Below are 17,209 nucleotides of genomic sequence, written 5' to 3'. Positions count from 1 at the left end.
TAAGAAGAGCTTTTTCGCTCTTCTTTGGATTTAAAATCTTTCTTAAAAGAATTTTTACTTTCATATTAACTTTTTATTTTTTTTTTTTTCTAAAATGCACCCTGCAAATTTATTTAAAGGAGAGTTCTTAATGAGAACATTTTTAGCGATTTTTATACCGTGGTTTGTATTTTTTACCATAGGGCGTCCTTTTGCAGGAATTATATGTCTGGCGTTGCAATGCACCTTCATAGGTTGGATACCTGCTGCATTTTGGGCTGTAAGCTCTGTTAATTCTTATAAGACAGATAAAAAATTGAAAAAAATGGAACAAAAGTTTCAAGAACAAATGCAAGATAAAGAACAAAATTGATATTGAAAGGATATATAATGAAAAAAGTTTTAAAAGTTGCGTTAATGAGTGGCTTTTTAGCTTCTGCGTTTTTGGTGGGCTGTGGGAGTGAGAGTAAAGAAGAGCTAGAAAAAAGAGATAAAGAATTAGAGCAAGCATCTAGGCATTGTGATGATTGGGAAAACCTTAAAGCTGATAGAGAAGATGATGTAGCTATTTTTAAAGAAATACAAGAGTGTGTGGATAAAATCAAAAAAGAACGAAAAGAAATTAAAGAAAAACTAAAAGAAATTGAAGCTAAAGAGCAAAAATAAAGCAAAGAGAGCAAAAAAAAAAGGGGGGGGTGGGTAAAAAGTTAAGTAGATTTTAGAAACTACTTAAAATTAACCCTTTTATTTTTGCTTCTTTTGTGTCTGGGCGATGAGCTTAATGATAAACTCTATTATCATCTTATATATCATTTGATAACCACTTTATCTTCGACCAACCAACAATCTTTTTTAATTAAATTCTTTTTTCTAAGGAGACTAAAAATTCATTTACAAACCAAGTCTCACATACACCCTTTTAGGTGCTTCATATCCTTCGCAAGTTAAATTTTCATCTTTTGGGTCGAGAAAATTTTCTAAAGAATAAGAATCTATCCACGCCGTTTTTCTTTGCTCTTTTTTATCTGTTTTTTTTGTCGCTAAAACTTCAAATTCTTTAAAACCAGCTCTTAAACACCAGTTTCTCAAAGCTTTAATGGACGGAACAAAATAAATATTTGGAATTTTAGAATAAGTATTTTGCGGAACAAGCGCTATTTCTTCCTCGCTTTCTATATACATAGTATCTAAAAAAACTATGCCATTAGGATTGAGGCTTTTTTTTAAATCTTTAAGCATTTTTACCGGGTCGCTTCTATGGTAAATCACCCCAAGGCAAAATATCACATCAAATTTTAACGCATAATTTGGCAAATCCTCCACGCCCAAAAGTTCATATTTTATGTTTGTTTTTATCAGGGTGTTAATAAGCTTAAATTGCAAATGATATTTTACTGACGGGTCAAAGCCTACGATTTGTTTGGGAGAAAATTCAAGCATTTTAAACATATAATAACCATTATTACACCCCACATCAGCAACGATTTTATCTTTAATTTCACTCATAAAAGGTTTTAAAATGTCAAATTTAATGAAACTTTGCCATTCTGTGTCGATAAAAAGCTCATCTATCTTAAAAGGACCTTTACGCCAAGGCTTAAGGTTTAAGGCGATTTCTTTTATAAGGGCGTTTTGACTTTTATCGGTAGCAATTTCTACATTTTGGGTTAGCTTAAAATTGCTAGTTAATTTTTCTAAAGAAGATATTTTTGCTTCAAGTGTTTTAATATCCATATTATAAATGCGGAAAAGCCTTAAAATAAGGCTTTTATTTATCTCTAAGTTTTAACTCAGCGATGATTTTGGTGTAAGATTGATAATCTTTTCTTTTAAGGTAGCTTAAAAGTCTTTTTCTTTGTCCTACGAGTTTTAAAAGTCCCAAGCGTGAAGAAAAATCTTTTTTATAAATTTTAAGATGTTCTGTTAGCTCAGTAATCCTTGCTGTTAAAAGTGCTACTTGCACTTCTGTTGAGCCAGTATCCCCTGCCTTTTTAGCGAATTTCGCAACAATTTCTGCTTTTTTAGCCGAATCCAAAGCCATTTTGACCTCCTGATTGGTAGAATAAAAGCCAAAATTATACCCTAAAAAGCAAAAAATAAGCTTAATTTCACTCTTTAACACTATGGAAACTTTTTTTTACTATAATACGCTGAATTTATTTTTAAGGAGTATTTGTGCTTTTGACTAAGGCTAGTGAGTATGCTTTACTTTCTTTAATTTACATTTCTTCTAAATCTACTCCTTGTGATGTCGATACTATGGCAACTGAGCTTGAGATTCCAAAAAGTTTTTTAGCAAAAATTTTGCAAAATTTAGCAAGAGATGGTTTGCTTCACTCTTATAAGGGTGCGAAGGGTGGTTTTACTCTTGCAAAAGAGCCAAGTGCCTACACACTTAAAGAAATTTTAGCAAGTGCTGAAAAAAAAGAGGTCAGCGTTTTTGAATGTAGCAATGGAATTTACCCTAATCATAAGGAAAATTGCAATCTTTTACCCGTGCTTGTAAATTTGCAAAACAAAATTAATAACTTTTTAGACACCATCACTTTAGAGGATATTGTTAAGAATAATGGCTAAAAAGAAAATAGTCGATTTTGTTTTTCCTTTTCTAGGTCCCTTAATCGCGCCTGTTATCAAGGCGAAAAGCATCACGATAGTTGTATTTATCGTTTGTATTTTAGCGATTATCATCGTTCCTTTACCAGGACCTATTTTAGATTTTTTTCTTGCTTTAAGTATTGCCCTTTCGGTTTTAATTATACTCATATCCATTTATATACCAAAGCCCACAGACCTTACGACTTTTCCTACACTCATTCTTATCATCACGCTTTTTAGGTTGGCTTTAAATATCGCAACTACGAGAATGATTTTAAGCGAGGGGCAAAATGGACCCGAAGCCGTGAGTGAAATTATCGCCGCTTTTGGTGAATTTGTGGTCGGGGGAAATTATGTCATCGGTGTTGTCGTTTTTTCCATCTTGGTTTTAATCAACTTTATGGTTGTAACAAAAGGTAGCACGAGGGTTTCGGAGGTGCAGGCGCGCTTTACTCTTGATGCGATGCCGGGTAAGCAAATGGCGATTGATGCGGATTTAAATGCGGGTTTGATTGATGAGCAAACTGCTAGAGCGAGACGCCAAGAAATCATAGCTGAAGCGAATTTTTATGGTGCTATGGATGGTTCTTCTAAATTTATCAAAGGTGATGCTGTCGCTGGGATTATCATCACAATTATCAATTTAATAGGCGGCTTTTTAATCGGTTCTTTTCAGCACGATATGAGCTTAAGCGATGCCGCAGCGACTTTTACCATACTTACCATAGGTGATGGGCTTGTTTCTCAAATTCCGGGACTTATCACTTCTACGGCAACAGCGATTATTATCACGCGTGCAAGTAAAGATGAAGAAAATTTTGCCGAGGGCACACTTACCCAGCTTTTAAGCGAATATCGCACACTTTTAATTGTGGGTTTTGTTTTATTTATCTTCGCTTTAGTTCCGGGTCTTCCTACGCTTTCACTTGGCTTTATGGCTTTGATTTTTCTAGGGCTTGGTTATTTAACCAAACAAGTAAGAGAGGGCAAAATCGACATTGTTAATGTTAAAAAAGCCAAACCAGCCGCTGCTACAGCGGGAGCTATGGGGCAGGGTGCAAGTGCAGGTGGTGCGGTCGCACCGGTCGCAAAGAAAAGCGAAGAGGAAATTCTAAAAGAAGAAGAGATTAAAATTAATGACATCTTAAAGGTTGAAATTTTAGAGCTTGAGCTTGGTTATGCTCTCATTAAACTCGCAGAAACGGAGCTAACCGAGCGAATTCGTTCTATGCGTAGAAATATCGCTCAAAGTCTTGGCTTTTTGATGCCTAAAATTAGAATTAGAGACAATTTAAAATTACAATCAAACAAATACAATTTCAAGCTCAAAGGTGTATCCTTAGCCACTTTTGAAATTTATCCGGATAAAGTTTTAGCCGTGGATGCGGGTTTTGTAACGGAGGAAATGGAAGGTATCGCCACAAAAGAACCTGCTTTTAATTCTAATGCGGTTTGGATAGACCCAAGTAACAAAGATGAAGCAAATTTAAACGGCTATGTTGTGGTTGATCCTGCTAGTGTGATTGTAACGCATATGACAGAACTTATCAAAAAGCACGCTAGTGAGCTTTTAACGCGTCAAGAAGTGCAAAATATGCTAGATAAGGTGCAAAAGGATTATCCTGTTATCGTGGAGGGTTCTAATATTTCTGTGGGCTTGGTGCAAAAGGTGCTTAAGGATTTACTAAAATACCGAATTCCAATTAAAGATATGCTAACCATACTTGAAACGATGAGCGATGTTTCCGAAGTAAGTAAAAGCCCAGATATGATAATAGAACACGTAAGAGCCGCTCTTGCAAGAGTAATTACTAATATGTATATGGACGAAAAAGGCGTGGTTGATTTTTTCATTCTTGATTCTGCGACTTCGGCATTTTTGTGCGATAGTGTGCAGTTTAGAGACGGAAGCTATCATGTGCCTTTAAGCGTAGCACAGACGGCTGTTTTAATCGACACCCTAAAAGCAGAATATGACGCCGTTTCAAACGGACGCATTAAGCCTTTCTTGCTATGCGTAGAGTCAAAACTTCGCAAATTCTTAGCCGAGCTTTGTCATAATTTTAATATTAACATTGTCGTTATAAGCTTTGCGGAAATCACAGAAAATACAAATTTAAACACCGAAGGCATTATTAAGGTAGAATTTTAAGGATACAAAATGAAAATTTATCATCTCTCCCATACAGATTTAGACGGCTATGCTTGTCAATATATCACTAATTTTTATTTTAAAAATATAAATTTTTATAATTCTAATTATGGCAAGGAAATCAACGAAAATTTTGTAGCGATTTTAAGTGATATTGAAAAAGATGGCGAAAATGAAGCCTTGCTACTCATTAGTGATTTAAATTTAAGTCTTGCGCAGTGTGAAGAATTTGAAAAAATTTGTAAAGAGAAAAAAGTCAAGCTTTTACTTTTAGACCACCATCAAAGCGGAGCTGAGTGTATGCAAAAATATGAGTGGTATCTTTTAGATAGCTCAAGGTGTGCGGCTAAAATCGTTTATGATTTTTTCTCTAAAATTTGCTTTAAAGATGAGGATTTGGAGCGTTTTGTGAGCGTTGTTAATGCTGTGGATATTTGGCTTAAAGATGATAAGTATTTTGAACTTGGAAAGGTTTTTTTAGGCTTAATTACCGGTGCGAAGGAGATTAACCGCGTAATGTTTCAAAAAGAAAATGTGCTTTATATGTTCTTTTTGCTTGATAGGGCAAGAAAATTTATAGAAAAAGAAAATGCACATATCTTGCTTGATAATGCCGTGCATTTTATCAAAAAAGATTTCTTTTTGAAAAACTGGACGGACGATACTTTAGCAAATTTACTTTCTCGTTTTGTAGTGGAAAAATTAAGCTTAATGAAAGAAGAATTTGTAATTTATTATGAAAATTATAAAGGAATTTTAAGCTCAAATATAGGAAATACCTCCATTATAGGCAATGATTTTCTAGTGAAAAATCCCGATTTTGATTTTTTCATCGATGTGAGCTCTAGAAAAACTTTAAGTTTTAGAGCAAATGATAAGGTCGATGTAAGCTTAATGGCTAAAAAGCTAGTTGGTGGAGGAGGGCATAAAAATGCTAGTGGGGGGCTTTTTATCTCTTTTAAAGATAGTGCAAATTACAAATTTATTAAAGCACAAATTGTGGATTTGATAAAATCAAAAGAATTAAAAAAGGAAAAAGGAAATGTCTAAAGAGCTTGAAGATTTAAGATATGAATTAAGCGTGGTTTTAGAAGCGATGCTTTTGTATGCTGGAGTGAAAAAAGAAAAGCTTGAAGAGGCGATAGAGCTTTATATAGATAATATCGACTCAGTACTTGAAGATTCAAAAAGCGAAGGCGTGGAAGAGGTTTTAGAGGTGGTGGAGTATTTAAGAAAACACCACAAAGAATGCTTTCAATGAAATTTCTAGTTATTTTTTGCTTTTTACCCTTAATGCTTTTGGCAAATGTTTATGAGGAATTTAGCGACTTTGCCTATGAAAAGAGGGCAGGGGGGAATTTTAATTTAAGTGAAGTTAGGCTTGTTGATTATTATAAAAATAAAAAATTTTGTTTGCAAATGATAGTTAGCTCAAAAGAAGTAAGCATTCTAAAAAGCTCTTTAGAATGTGAAAAATTAGCCAAAGATAAGAGTTTTTTGGAATTTCTAAATCGAGATTTTTTAAATTTATACCACAAGGATATAAATGCGCTTAAAAAAGAACTTGAAGCCTTAAAAAAGGTGATGAGGGATATTATGGTACATTATAAGCTTTGGTTAAAATTTGACGAAAATATGATAAAAGAGCCAAATTTAAGCATTTTAAACTTAAATCAAGATGGCGGAACTTTACTTTATAAAATCAACAATCAAGCTTGTGTCGGCATAGAACTTTTTAAAGAAGAAAAAGCAAAAATGAAAATTTACGGCATAGAAAATTTAGATAAAGAATGCAAATTCTTTATCTCATCTCCAGCTTTTAAGGAGCTTTCTTATAGCGAGAGTGGATTTAGGCTGTATGTCTTAGAGTAAGAAAAGCCTTGATTTTTAAGAAGAAGTGGCTAAGAATTTGCCAAAGATTTTCTTCTTTTGAGCCTAAAGCTTGAAAAACGCAACTATCTAAATCTCTTTTTTCTTGTGTGCTTAAATTTTTCATTAAAAACCTCATAAAAATATTGCAAGTGGGAATTATAGCATATAATTTATTTTATTGGTAAAAAATTTATTTATTTTTAGTTAATTCTTCTGCGACTTTAGCGGCTAGTTTTAGCTTTTCATTATCAAAATGCGTATAAATGCGTGAAGTATTTAAACTAGCGTGTCCTAACGCTTCTTGCACTAAAACTAAGTCTTTTTGCTTTTTATAGAGTAGGGTGGCAAAGGTATGTCTTAACATATGCGCTCCATTTTTTTGCTTACGAATTCCAGCACGAAAGAGTAATTGCTCGACGATACGACTAACATAAGCTTGAGTGAGCGGCAAACCCTTTTTATTAACAAAAAGTAGGGCATCTTGGCTCAAATAATTAATTTTAACATTATCAAGCAGGGCAGAAATCAGCTCTTTTTTTATCATCACAAGGCGGTATTTATTACCCTTAGCGTGTATGCGTATGTGATAAAGCCCATCTTCTTCGCTAATGTCTTTAAGCCTAATATGCAAAGCCTCGCTGACGCGTATGCCTGTGAAAATGATGATTTTAATGATAAGCTTATTGCGTATGGTGTTTGCTTTAAAATCGGCATTATCGATAGCTTCAAGGAATTTTTTAAGCTCATCTTCGCTCATAAATTCAGGCAGCTTCACACCTCTAGCACCAGAGACACCTGCCCAATTTTTGAGATTAATATCGAAAATATGGGCTTTAGAGTCCTCTTCATTTTGTCTATTTAAAAAATCAAAAAAATTCATCACGGCAATGCGGTAATTTTTTTTACTCGCATCAGAAAGTGCTCCTGTGATACTAGCCAAAATCTCTACAATCAAAGCCTCATCGATTTGTTTTAGAGAGTGAAGCTTGTAAAATGTGAGATAATCAAAAAGTTTTTTGAGTGGATTAAAATAGGTGCTTACTCCTGTAAGACCGGCATTTCTAGCCTTTTTGACAAGGGCATCAAGAGCATTAATGTGTTTTGGAATTTGTGTTAAGGCGTAATTAACCTCCGCTAAAATGGCTGGATTTTTAAGCTCTTTATTGGAAAGGGAGCTTAGTTTATATTTTACAAATTTAGTAAGCCAAAACAAAAGAGATTTTTCAAAATTCTCTTCACAATCTAGAGGATATTTCATCATTAAGCCTTAAATTTTTTAAAAGCTATTTTAGTATTAAAAAAGTAACGAAAGGCTTTTTAAAGCAAATTTGAATTTATGAATAATTTATAATAATAGTTAAAAAAAATTATAAAATAAAACTTAATTTAATCATATAATTTTATGATTAAAGGTAAAATTTGTTAAATTTTATAATTTTGTATTGAAAACTATAATTTTCAAACTTTTATTAAAACACACAAAGCTTCACTCTAAATATCTCCTTTAATCTCTATTTTATAGGATATATATCTTTTTAACTTTTGCGTTAAAATAATTTATCCATAAAATTTGACAAAATATTTTTTGTAAAATCTCTTGCATTTTGAAAATTTATATTTTACTTTTTAAATTTTCTAAGATGAAATTTGAAAATATGATTTTTTAAAAAATTATCAATATTATTATTTTATTGATAAAATTTTTTAATGATAAAATAAGTCAAAATTGCCCTATTCTCACTCTTTCTTTTTTTATTAGTTTAAGTTTTTTATAATTTTAAAAAAGGAGCTTCATTTTGATTTTAGATGAAAAGAAAATTTATTATTTGCTTTTTTGCCTTTGTATTTTCTGTTTGCTTTTATCGCATACTTTTTTTCAAAATTATCTTTTTATGCGTCCTTGCGAGCAGTGTGTTTATGTGCGTTTGGCTTTTTGTATTTTAATACTTTCTTTCATTTTTCTTTCATTTAAATCTATTCAATTTTTGGGCTTTACCTTAGCCTTTTTTGGAATTTTTTATGGAGTAAAAGCCTCTTTAAAATTAATGCAAATGCACTCTGCTCTACTTTCAAATAACCCTTTTCTAGCCTCTTGTTCGACCTATCCGCGTTTTGCTTTTAACTTACCTTTAGATAGATTTTTCCCATCTTTTTTTGCACCGACAGGCATTTGTGCTTTGGATGCACCTATGCCCCCTAACGATGTGAATTTAAGCACTTTGCAAGATTTTTTTGTCGATTTTTATTCGCAAGGATGGTATTTAGTGCCAAAATTTGAGTTTATTAGTATGGCGGAGGCTTCTTTGCTTATTTTTAGTTTTATTTTAATCATAATTTTTTTATTTTTTATTAAAAAACTTAATTTAAGAGCTAAATTTGTAAGTTTTGCTCTTTTTTTAGGCTTGATTTTACTTGCGTGATTAGGAATTTTTGCTACAATTTTTTTTATTTTTAAGGAGTTTTTATGTTAAAAAAATCTATTTTGACACTTTTTTGTGCGTTGTCTTTTGCCTTTTCGCAAGATTATATCACGCTTAAGGATAAAATTGAGACGAAAAATACTCTCATTGAGGTTTTTTCTTATAAGTGTATCCACTGCTATAATCATCAAAGATTTGGCACTCTTGAGACTTTAAGGGAGAAAATTCCAAATTTATCTTATGAAATTTATCCCATAAGTATAGCTGATGCGAAATTTGGCACGCTTTTAAATGAGCTTTTTGCTTATGCTATTCATACAGATAGGCAAAATAAAAAAGATGCAAGTTACCAAGATAGTCTAGCTCATCATTTAGCAAAGGCGTATTTTGAAAAATACTTTTTGATAAATAAAAAAGGTCAAGTTGTCGCCACAAAAGAATTTGAAAATGAAAAAAGCTTTTTGCAAAATGGACTTAATGTGCTTAAAATCAGCGAAAAGGAACTAAAAGATTTTATCCAAACAAAAGAGGCTAAAGAGCTTTTAGAGCGTTTTGAGTGGGCTAATGGAGTTGCTAAAAACTACGGAACACCGGCTTTTGTCGTCAATGGCAGCTATCAAATCAAGCCCGAGGCTATCGATTCTTTTGAAAGCTTACTAAAAATTATAGAAGAATTAAAAAACAAGTGAGGCAGTGCATATAGCATTGCCTCATATTTTAGTAGTCAAATTCGCTATCTATGGCGATTTTAGAGATGTCTTTTTTATGCTCTAGTTTTAAAAGTGGAGCCTCTTTATCCATACCTAAAACCTTGACCTTTTTACCATCGATAAGTAAGGCTACACCCTCAGGAAGAGCATAAACGATGGATTTTGGATTAAGAATTAAAAATTCCTCCAATCTTTCCTCCCTACTCTCGCCATTATGTCCCACAGGTTTTCCTGAAATAAAATGCGGATTTATTTGATGTGGAAAGATGTTAAAGGTATTAAAAGACTCAGGCTCTGCGATAGGCATATCATTTGTTGTTTGCATAGTAGCACCTGCGACATTTGAGCCAGCCGACCAGCCTACATAAGGCACACCCTCGCTTACCCTCTTGGCGATAAGCTCGACAAGTTCATTTTTGTAAAGCTGATTGACAAGCTCAAAGGTATTTCCCCCACCGACAAAAATAGCATCTGCATTCTTGATAATATCTGCTGCTTTGCCCTTATGCACGCTGATGATTTTTACATCAAGACTTTTAAGCGCTTTTTTTACTTGCTTTTCGTAGGCGTCATAACTTTTTCTCACTCCAGCATAAGGGATAAAAGCGACTTTTTTGCCTTTGAGCTTATTTTTCTCCACAAATTCCTTAAGCCAAGGAAGAGCGTGATTTAAATAGCCCGTATCCTTATAGCCAGAACTTGAAAGCAAAAGAGCTTTTTGCTTATCTTTTGGGAAATTAAACGCCTCTTTCGCACTTAAGCTAGAAACGCTAAGACATAAAGCCGCCAAAGAAGCGACACCGACCTTAAGAATCATTCTTCTTTTCATTTAATCTCCTTTAAAAATATTAACCTTTTCATTATAATTTTATTTACTTAATTTTTTGTAAATTTTTATCGTAATGAAAAATAAAAGCAAAATTATTGGCTAATTTTAATGCTGTTTCAAATTTTTTAAATATCTATAAACACTAGGTTCCGAAATTTTTAAAAATTTCGCCACGATAGGAACAGCCCCTTTAATGTTAAAAATACCCTTTTCGTAGAGTTTTCCTACAAGCTCTTCTTTTTGTTCTATGCTTAATTGATACTTGGAATTTAAATAACTCGCATCGACACTTTGAGCTAAAATATCTTCTATGCTAGGACTTAGTGTCTCTACGCTTGGACTATTAAATTCGCATTTACTTAAAAATGCACCCATATCGCCTATTTTTTCTAAATCTATAATTTTACACACTATATCTCTCATAATACTAGTGTCGTGATTGATACATAAAATTCCCACCAAATCATCACCGTGCTTAATGAAAAAGGTCGAACCGCGTATGAGTTTTGACTGCCCTACAAGAGCCTTATAATCGCACAAAAAGTCCGTTTCTAAATATCTTTTATTTTGGATTAGCTCACTTGCAAAAGCTGTTAGTGGGGAATTTAGAGTGCGTCCGCTGATGTGATTGTTGGCTATTGCAGCTATTCTTGCTCCGTCTTTTTCGATGATGTGAAAGACGACTTCATATTGCACTCCTAAAACTTCTCCTAAAAAATGTGTTAATCTAATAAATTGCTCTTTTTGCTCTTCGCTCATAAAATCCCCTATTATTACTTAATAAAAGTCTAAATTCTACTCTTTATCTTTAAAAATTTTCTTAAAAATAAAAAATTATTATTATAATAAAAAAGTATTGACAAAATATTATTATTAATGATACAATATAATTTATTTAATTTGTATTTAAAGGAGCGTTTATGTCAAATTATCCTAAGGCTATAGGTCCCTATTCTGCTTATAGAGAGGCAAATGGACTCTTATTTATTTCAGGGCAGCTTCCTATTAACCCTACTTCAGGAGAGATAGAAAGCGAGGACATTAAAGAGCAGACAAGACAGTCTTTAAAAAATATAGGTGCCATTTTAGAAGAAAATGGCATTAGTTATGATAAGGTGTTAAAAAGCACTTGTTTTTTAGCGGATATTAATGACTTTGCAGCCTTTAATGAAATTTATGCAGAATTTTTTCAAGCACCATACCCAGCAAGAAGTGCGTTTGCAGTTAAAGATTTGCCGAAAAAAGCTAAAATTGAGATAGAGATTATCGCTCAAAAAGGATAAGTTATGCTAGGGATTACTTTTTCTTTATTTAGCGTTTTTTTACTTGTTTTTATGCTTTATAAAAAGATTAATGCACATATGGCATTGCTTTTAAGTGGACTTTTATTACTCTCTTTGGCTACTATTTTTGGACTTTCACCGCATATTGTGGCTAAGGGTTCTTTAAATTTGGGCTTTTTTGATATCTTTCAAGTTTTTAATCAAACGATGTCAAGCACCCTAGCAGGACTTGGCTTAACTTTAATGTGTATAGCGGGTTTTTCTGCTTATATGGACCATGTTGGGGCTTCTTATGCTCTTTTTAAGGTTTTTGAAAAGCCTTTAAAAGCAGTAAAATCACCTTATATTTTACTGATAGTTGCCTATTTTATCGTGCAATTTTTGGTTCTTTTTATCCCATCTCACGCTGGTTTGGCACTTTTGCTTATGGTTACAATGTATCCTATACTCGTTCGCTCGTACTCGTTCGCTCGGGCGTTTCGAAACTTTCAGCTTTAAGTGTCATTGCTATTTGTCAATATATCGACCACGGACCTGGAAGCGGTAATGTTATTATGGCGTCAAAAGTCGCTGAGATTGACCCTGCGATTTATTTCGTTCATTATCAATTACCCACAACCCTACCTATCATCATCGCAGTAGGTATAGCTCTTTATTTTTGTAATAAATTTTTTGATAAAAAAGATCATTTTGTCTTTGACGCTGAAAAGATAGAGCAAGAACTTAATGAAAACAAAGGTAAGGAAGAGGAGCTTAAAAAGCCTCCTAGAATTTACGCCATTTTGCCTGTTATTCCTTTGGTTTTAATTTTAGGCTTTAGTGCTGTTTTGGATAGTATTTTGGTTTTGCTAGGTTTTAGCACAGCTGAAGAGGTCAAAGCTGCGGCTAGCACGGCGATTAAAATGAATGTCCCTGTGGCTATGGTTATTTCGACATTTATTGCCATTTTATTTGAAATGATTCGTTATAGAAGTGTTGTAGATACTTTAAATTCTATTATGATTTTCTTTAAGGGTATGGGACATTTATTTGTAATTACCGTATCTCTTATCGTTTGTGGTCAAGTGTTTGCAAGTGGGCTTTTATCCGTAGGCTTTGTCGATACTCTAATAGAATTTTGTAAAAATGCAGGTTTTGGAGTGCTTGCCATTATCATTGCTGTTTCAATCTTACTTGCTGTTTGTGCCTTTTTAATGGGAAGTGGTAATGCGGCGTTTTTTAGCTTTGCTCCGCTTATCCCAAATATAGCAAAGCATTTTAGCGTTGAAACTATCACTATGATAGCTCCTATTCAAATAATGACAGGTTTTGGAAGGTGCGTTAGCCCTATTGCTCCGGCAATTCTAGCTATTTCGGCGATTGCAAAGGTGAGTCCTTTTGCTGTGATTAAGCGAACGGCTATTCCTATGCTTGTAGCGGCTATTGTAAATATTATTATGACTTATATTTATCTTTAAAGGAGAAAAAATGAATAACAAAACAAAACTTATCCATTGCGGAAGAGGCGATGAAAATGCCGAAGTAAGATCGGTAAATCCAACCCTAATGCGTGCATCAACCATACTTTTTAAAGATCACGCCACTTGGCAAAAATATAGAGAGTTAAGAAAAACCCAGCGTGTTTTAAGCTATGGTGCTAGAGGCACAGCGACAAATTTTGAGCTTGAAAAGCTTATTTGTGAGCTTGAGGGAGGACATAGAGCACAGCTTTTTCCAACGGGCTTGGCAGCTTTAGCTATGGTGCTTTTAAATTATGCAAGTAAGGATGCGCATTTTTTAATTACTGATGCGATTTATGGACCTGTGAGGACGATTTGCGACTTATTTTTGAAAAAAATGGGCGTTGAGATTGATTTCTTAAAAGCTGATGCAAGTGATGTGGAGGAGAAAATCAAGCCTAATACTAAGCTTATTTTATGTGAGTCGCCGGGATCAATTTTATATGAGATTATAGATCTACCAAAGCTTTGTAAAATCGCCCACTCTCACAATATTCCTGTGGCGATTGATAATACCTATTCAAGTGGGTATTTTTTAAATCCTTTAGAACTTGGTGTGGATATTTCCGTTATAGCGGCGACTAAATATTTAAGTGGGCATTCAGATGTTACTATGGGTATAGTTGTCATTAATGAAAAAGAGTGGAAAAATTTCGACAAACTTCCAGAAGCCTTAGGACTTACGACAAGTCCAGATGATGCCTATTTGGTGCTTCGTGGCATGAGAACCTTAGATGTGAGAATGAAAGCTCACGAAAAAAGTGCTGATGAAGTAGTCGAATTTTTACAAACAAGAAAAGAGCTTAAAACCATCTTTTATCCTAAGTTAAAATCTCACCCAAATCACGATATTTTCGAACGCGATCACAAAGGTGCTAATGGTATGGTAACGATAGAATTTGCCGAAGGTTACACTAAAGATGATGCGATTAAATTTGTAGATTTATTGCAATTTTTCTCCATAGGTGCTAGTTGGGGTGGCTATGAAAGTCTAGCCACGGTAACAACTCCTCCTAGAACAGCGACTGATTGGAGTGCTAGAGGTCCTTTTGTGAGATTTCATATAGGACTTGAAGATCCTAAAGATTTGATTGCTGATTTAACTCAGGCTTTTAATGGTATTAAAAAATAAGGAGTGAAGATGACAGGAGTTAGCGTATTTGACCAAAGATTATTAGCGAATTCTTGGAGTAGTGAGAGTATGCGTGCGGTTTTTTGCGAAGAAAACCGCATACAAAAATGGCTCGATGTCGAAGCAGCACTTGCTAAAGCACAAGCTAAGCTTAAGATTATCCCTAAAAAAGCTGCCGATGAAATTGCTAAAAAAGCACATTATAAATTTATGGATATGGATTTCATTTTTGCAGAATATAAAAAGACTAAGCACCCCCTAGTGCCAACGGTAAGAGGCTTAGAAAAGGCTTGCGATGATAATTTGGGTGAATATGTGCATTTTGGAGTAACAACTCAAGATGTCATTGATACTGGGCTTGTATTGCAGTTTAAAGAAGCGATGACTTTGGTAAAAAGTGAATTAAAAGCCATAGCAAAAGCTCTAGCTAAACTTGCTAAAACACATAAAAATACCCCTATGATGGGAAGAACTTTAGCGCTTCAAGCCCTGCCTATTACCTTTGGGCATAAGGTTGCCATTTGGCTTAGTGAGCTTGACCGCCATTTTGAAAGAATTTTAGAGCTTGAAAAAAGACTTTATGTCGGTAGTATAGTAGGTGCTGTGGGGACTAAGGCAAGTTTAAGTGATGAGTGTAATGAAGTAGAGAAGCTAACTTTAGAAAATTTAAAGCTTGAAGTGCCTAATATCTCTTGGCAGCCAGCAAGAGACCGCTTTATCGAACTTGGCTTTGTTTTGGGTAATATTAATGCCACTTTTAACAAAATCGCTCATCAAATTTTAATCTTAGCACATAATGAAATTGATGAAGTTGCCGAGCCTTTTGGTAAAGGTCAGGTAGGCTCAAGCACTATGCCGCATAAAAGAAATCCAGCCGTGAGTGAAAATGCCGTTACCGTAAGTAACGCCCTAAAGGCAAATTTAGCTATATTAAGCGATATAGAAAGGCACGAGCACGAAAGAGATGGGCAGGTATGGAAAATGGAATGGAAGCTTTTGCCAGAAATGTTTTTAATGCTTTCTGTCGTTTTGGAAAATATGAAATTTGCGCTTAGTGATTTGGAAGTTAAAAAAGACAAAATGCTTAAAAATCTCAACACTCTTAATGGCTTTGTTTTAGCCGAACGCGTGATGTTTGCTTTGAGCGATCATTATGGTAAGCAGCACGCTCACGAAATCGTTTATGAAAATGCTATGCTAGGTATGGAAAAGAAAAAGAGTTTTAAGGAAGTGTTGTTGGCAGATAAAAGGGTTTCTAAGGTCTTAAAAGAAAGTGAAATTGACGCTTTGCTCGATGCTAGCACTTATGTAGGATATGCACCAAAACTTGTCGATGAATTTTTAGCGAAAATTAAAAATAGTGCTATTTTAAAATAGGAAATTTTATGTTTTATAGCGAAAATTTAGCAGATTTTATCACAAATCTTAAATTTGAAACCCTCCCCTTTTCTGTCGTTCAAAGAGCTAAAGAACTTATGCTTGATAGCTTTGGCACGGGTTTGGCGGCAAGTAAGGAAGTATGCGTTTTAAACGCTTTTAAAGCCTTTGACGCTTTAAGTTTAGTTAAAAACACGCCTATTTGGGTGAGTGATAAAAAGTTAGATCCCATTTATGCCACTATGCTAAATGGCATAGCAGCACACGCTCTAGACTTTGACGATACACATACAGAAGCCATTTTGCACGCTAGTGCCATTTTGACCCCTCTTTGTTTAAGCTATGGTTTTCACGCTACTAAAGACGCAAAAAAGATCATAAAAGCCTTTATTGTAGGCTGGGAAGTGGCTGCTAGAGTCGGTATAGCAAGTAAGGGAAGTTTTCATAAAAGAGGCTTTCACACAACGGCTATTGCGGGAATTTTTGGTGGAGTGAGTGCGGTGGCTGTTTTGCTTGATTTAGACAAAAAGCAAATCGTCAATGCCTTAGGACTTGCGGGAAGCTTTGCAAGTGGAGTTAATGAATTTTTGTCAAATGGCTCAAATTCTAAGGTCTTACATATTGCTAATGCTATTAAAAATTCTATCATCATCGCTCATTTTGCTAAAAATGATATGAGTGGTCCATTAAGCATTTTTGAGGGGCGTGATAATGTCTTTAAATGCTTTGGTATAGAAGAGCAGTGCGATAAAGACGCACTTAGTGAGGGTTTAAATGAAATTTGGCAAATTATGCAAGTGTCGATTAAGCCTTATCCAAGCTGTCATTTTGCACATGGACTTATTGACTGTGCAATTTCTTTAAAAAATGACGGCTTTAAGGCTGATGAGATAAAAAGTATCCATTGTTTTGTTGATGAAGTGCCTATCGCTTTTATTTGTGATCCTTTAGAGGCTAAATACACTCCAAAAAGTGCTTATGAAGCTAAATTTTCTATGCCCTTTTTAATGGCTTTAGGTTTTTTCGATGGTAAAATCACTCTTGATTCTTATGCAAATTTAAAGCGTAAGGAAGTGCTTGATTTTGCAAAAAAAATCACTTATGAAAAAAGAAATTCGCAGGGCTTTCCCAAATATTTTCCGGGACATTTAGAAGCTACTTTGCAAAATGGCAAAAAAATTCAAAAAGATATTTTCATCAATAAGGGTAATTTTGACAATCCTCTAAGCCTTGAGGAGCTAAAAGCTAAATTTATGAATAATGCTCTAATTTGCATTGATGAAACTAAGGCTTATAAAATTTGGGAGCAAATCGCAAGGCTTGAAAGTCTAAACGAGCTTTCCTTTTAACCCTCCCCC

General features: G+C 34.1%; 19 protein-coding genes and 1 pseudogene. 14 read left to right on the top strand and 6 right to left on the bottom strand.

From position 1 onward, the window contains the following. Nucleotides 1–130 precede the first annotated feature (130 nt). Nucleotides 131–352, top strand: a complete 222-nt coding sequence (locus tag CHELV3228_RS04600) for a YqaE/Pmp3 family membrane protein (RefSeq protein WP_082199742.1) — start codon at nucleotides 131–133, stop codon at nucleotides 350–352. 17 nt (nucleotides 353–369) lie between these two features. Next, nucleotides 370–645 carry a hypothetical protein gene (locus CHELV3228_RS04595; protein ID WP_082199741.1) on the top strand — a complete coding sequence of 92 codons (276 nt, stop codon included), beginning with the start codon at nucleotides 370–372 and terminating at the stop codon, nucleotides 643–645. 225 nt (nucleotides 646–870) lie between these two features. On the opposite strand, the gene cmoB is transcribed toward CHELV3228_RS04595, so the two are convergent. Then, nucleotides 871–1,713, bottom strand: coding sequence for a tRNA 5-methoxyuridine(34)/uridine 5-oxyacetic acid(34) synthase CmoB (cmoB, locus tag CHELV3228_RS04590; protein ID WP_082199740.1), 843 nt, complete (start codon nucleotides 1,711–1,713; stop codon nucleotides 871–873). Between the two features lie 34 nt (nucleotides 1,714–1,747). Beyond that, entirely contained in the window at nucleotides 1,748–2,020 is a 273-nt protein-coding gene (gene rpsO, locus CHELV3228_RS04585; protein ID WP_082200750.1) for a 30S ribosomal protein S15, read from the bottom strand. 134 nt (nucleotides 2,021–2,154) lie between these two features. Here rpsO and CHELV3228_RS04580 point away from each other — a divergent pair, with 134 nt between their 5' ends. Genes CHELV3228_RS04580 through CHELV3228_RS04560 form a run of 5 tightly spaced genes read left to right on the top strand, consistent with a single transcriptional unit; the run spans nucleotide 2,155 to nucleotide 6,601 of the window. Beyond that, nucleotides 2,155–2,556, top strand: a complete 402-nt coding sequence (locus CHELV3228_RS04580) for an Rrf2 family transcriptional regulator (RefSeq protein WP_082199739.1) — start codon at nucleotides 2,155–2,157, stop codon at nucleotides 2,554–2,556. Continuing rightward, nucleotides 2,549–4,729, top strand: coding sequence for a flagellar biosynthesis protein FlhA (gene flhA, locus CHELV3228_RS04575; protein WP_082199738.1), 2,181 nt, complete (start codon nucleotides 2,549–2,551; stop codon nucleotides 4,727–4,729). Before CHELV3228_RS04580 ends, flhA begins: the two co-directional genes overlap by 8 nt. A gap of 9 nt (nucleotides 4,730–4,738) precedes the next feature. After that, entirely contained in the window at nucleotides 4,739–5,779 is a 1,041-nt protein-coding gene (locus CHELV3228_RS04570; protein ID WP_082199737.1) for a DHH family phosphoesterase, read from the top strand. Next, nucleotides 5,772–5,990 (top strand): hypothetical protein, encoded by a 219-nt coding sequence (locus CHELV3228_RS04565; RefSeq protein ID WP_082199736.1) that lies wholly within the window; start codon nucleotides 5,772–5,774, stop codon nucleotides 5,988–5,990. Before CHELV3228_RS04570 ends, CHELV3228_RS04565 begins: the two co-directional genes overlap by 8 nt. Continuing rightward, nucleotides 5,987–6,601, top strand: coding sequence for a hypothetical protein (locus CHELV3228_RS04560; RefSeq protein ID WP_082199735.1), 615 nt, complete (start codon nucleotides 5,987–5,989; stop codon nucleotides 6,599–6,601). Before CHELV3228_RS04565 ends, CHELV3228_RS04560 begins: the two co-directional genes overlap by 4 nt. Here the strand turns inward: CHELV3228_RS04560 and CHELV3228_RS10280 are convergent. Both CHELV3228_RS10280 and CHELV3228_RS04555 read right to left on the bottom strand, forming a co-directional pair. Continuing rightward, nucleotides 6,579–6,725 carry a hypothetical protein gene (locus CHELV3228_RS10280; protein WP_167562796.1) on the bottom strand — a complete coding sequence of 49 codons (147 nt, stop codon included), beginning with the start codon at nucleotides 6,723–6,725 and terminating at the stop codon, nucleotides 6,579–6,581. The two genes, CHELV3228_RS04560 and CHELV3228_RS10280, sit on opposite strands and share 23 nt — an antisense overlap. Nucleotides 6,726–6,791: 66 nt before the next feature. Then, entirely contained in the window at nucleotides 6,792–7,859 is a 1,068-nt protein-coding gene (locus tag CHELV3228_RS04555) for a tyrosine-type recombinase/integrase (RefSeq protein ID WP_082199734.1), read from the bottom strand. A 538-nt stretch (nucleotides 7,860–8,397) separates the two neighbouring features. Between CHELV3228_RS04555 and CHELV3228_RS04550 the strand changes: the two genes are divergently transcribed. Both CHELV3228_RS04550 and CHELV3228_RS04545 read left to right on the top strand, forming a co-directional pair. Further along, nucleotides 8,398–9,021 (top strand): disulfide bond formation protein B, encoded by a 624-nt coding sequence (locus tag CHELV3228_RS04550; protein ID WP_027304043.1) that lies wholly within the window; start codon nucleotides 8,398–8,400, stop codon nucleotides 9,019–9,021. 44 nt (nucleotides 9,022–9,065) lie between these two features. Then, nucleotides 9,066–9,710: a thioredoxin domain-containing protein gene (locus CHELV3228_RS04545; RefSeq protein ID WP_082199733.1), complete on the top strand. Its 645-nt coding sequence runs from the start codon at nucleotides 9,066–9,068 to the stop codon at nucleotides 9,708–9,710. Between the two features lie 28 nt (nucleotides 9,711–9,738). On the opposite strand, the gene pepE is transcribed toward CHELV3228_RS04545, so the two are convergent. Next, entirely contained in the window at nucleotides 9,739–10,560 is an 822-nt protein-coding gene (pepE, locus tag CHELV3228_RS04540) for a dipeptidase PepE (protein ID WP_082199732.1), read from the bottom strand. Nucleotides 10,561–10,665: 105 nt separating this feature from the next. After that, nucleotides 10,666–11,319 carry a helix-turn-helix transcriptional regulator gene (locus CHELV3228_RS04535; protein ID WP_082199731.1) on the bottom strand — a complete coding sequence of 218 codons (654 nt, stop codon included), beginning with the start codon at nucleotides 11,317–11,319 and terminating at the stop codon, nucleotides 10,666–10,668. 161 nt (nucleotides 11,320–11,480) lie between these two features. On the opposite strand from CHELV3228_RS04535, the gene CHELV3228_RS04530 reads away from it, so the two are divergent. From CHELV3228_RS04530 to CHELV3228_RS04510, 5 genes and pseudogenes are all read left to right on the top strand, one after another. After that, nucleotides 11,481–11,843 carry a RidA family protein gene (locus CHELV3228_RS04530; protein ID WP_082199730.1) on the top strand — a complete coding sequence of 121 codons (363 nt, stop codon included), beginning with the start codon at nucleotides 11,481–11,483 and terminating at the stop codon, nucleotides 11,841–11,843. Nucleotides 11,844–11,846: 3 nt separating this feature from the next. Next, a pseudogene (gene dcuC / locus CHELV3228_RS04525) lies at nucleotides 11,847–13,300 on the top strand (C4-dicarboxylate transporter DcuC). A gap of 10 nt (nucleotides 13,301–13,310) precedes the next feature. Continuing rightward, complete coding sequence (gene metC / locus CHELV3228_RS04520) at nucleotides 13,311–14,474, top strand: cystathionine beta-lyase (protein ID WP_027304049.1); 1,164 nt, start codon at nucleotides 13,311–13,313, stop codon at nucleotides 14,472–14,474. Between the two features lie 9 nt (nucleotides 14,475–14,483). Further along, nucleotides 14,484–15,851 (top strand): adenylosuccinate lyase, encoded by a 1,368-nt coding sequence (gene purB, locus CHELV3228_RS04515; protein WP_082199729.1) that lies wholly within the window; start codon nucleotides 14,484–14,486, stop codon nucleotides 15,849–15,851. Between the two features lie 8 nt (nucleotides 15,852–15,859). Beyond that, the gene (locus CHELV3228_RS04510; RefSeq protein WP_082199728.1) at nucleotides 15,860–17,200 is read left to right on the top strand and encodes an MmgE/PrpD family protein; all 1,341 of its coding nucleotides are present in this window, start codon (nucleotides 15,860–15,862) and stop codon (nucleotides 17,198–17,200) included. Nucleotides 17,201–17,209: the final 9 nt, after the last annotated feature.

It is taken from the genome of Campylobacter helveticus, assembly GCF_002080395.1.
Lineage (GTDB): Bacteria > Campylobacterota > Campylobacteria > Campylobacterales > Campylobacteraceae > Campylobacter_D > Campylobacter_D helveticus.
Note: the sequence above shows the minus strand (reverse complement) of the source record. Positions and strands in the feature narration are given on the sequence as shown.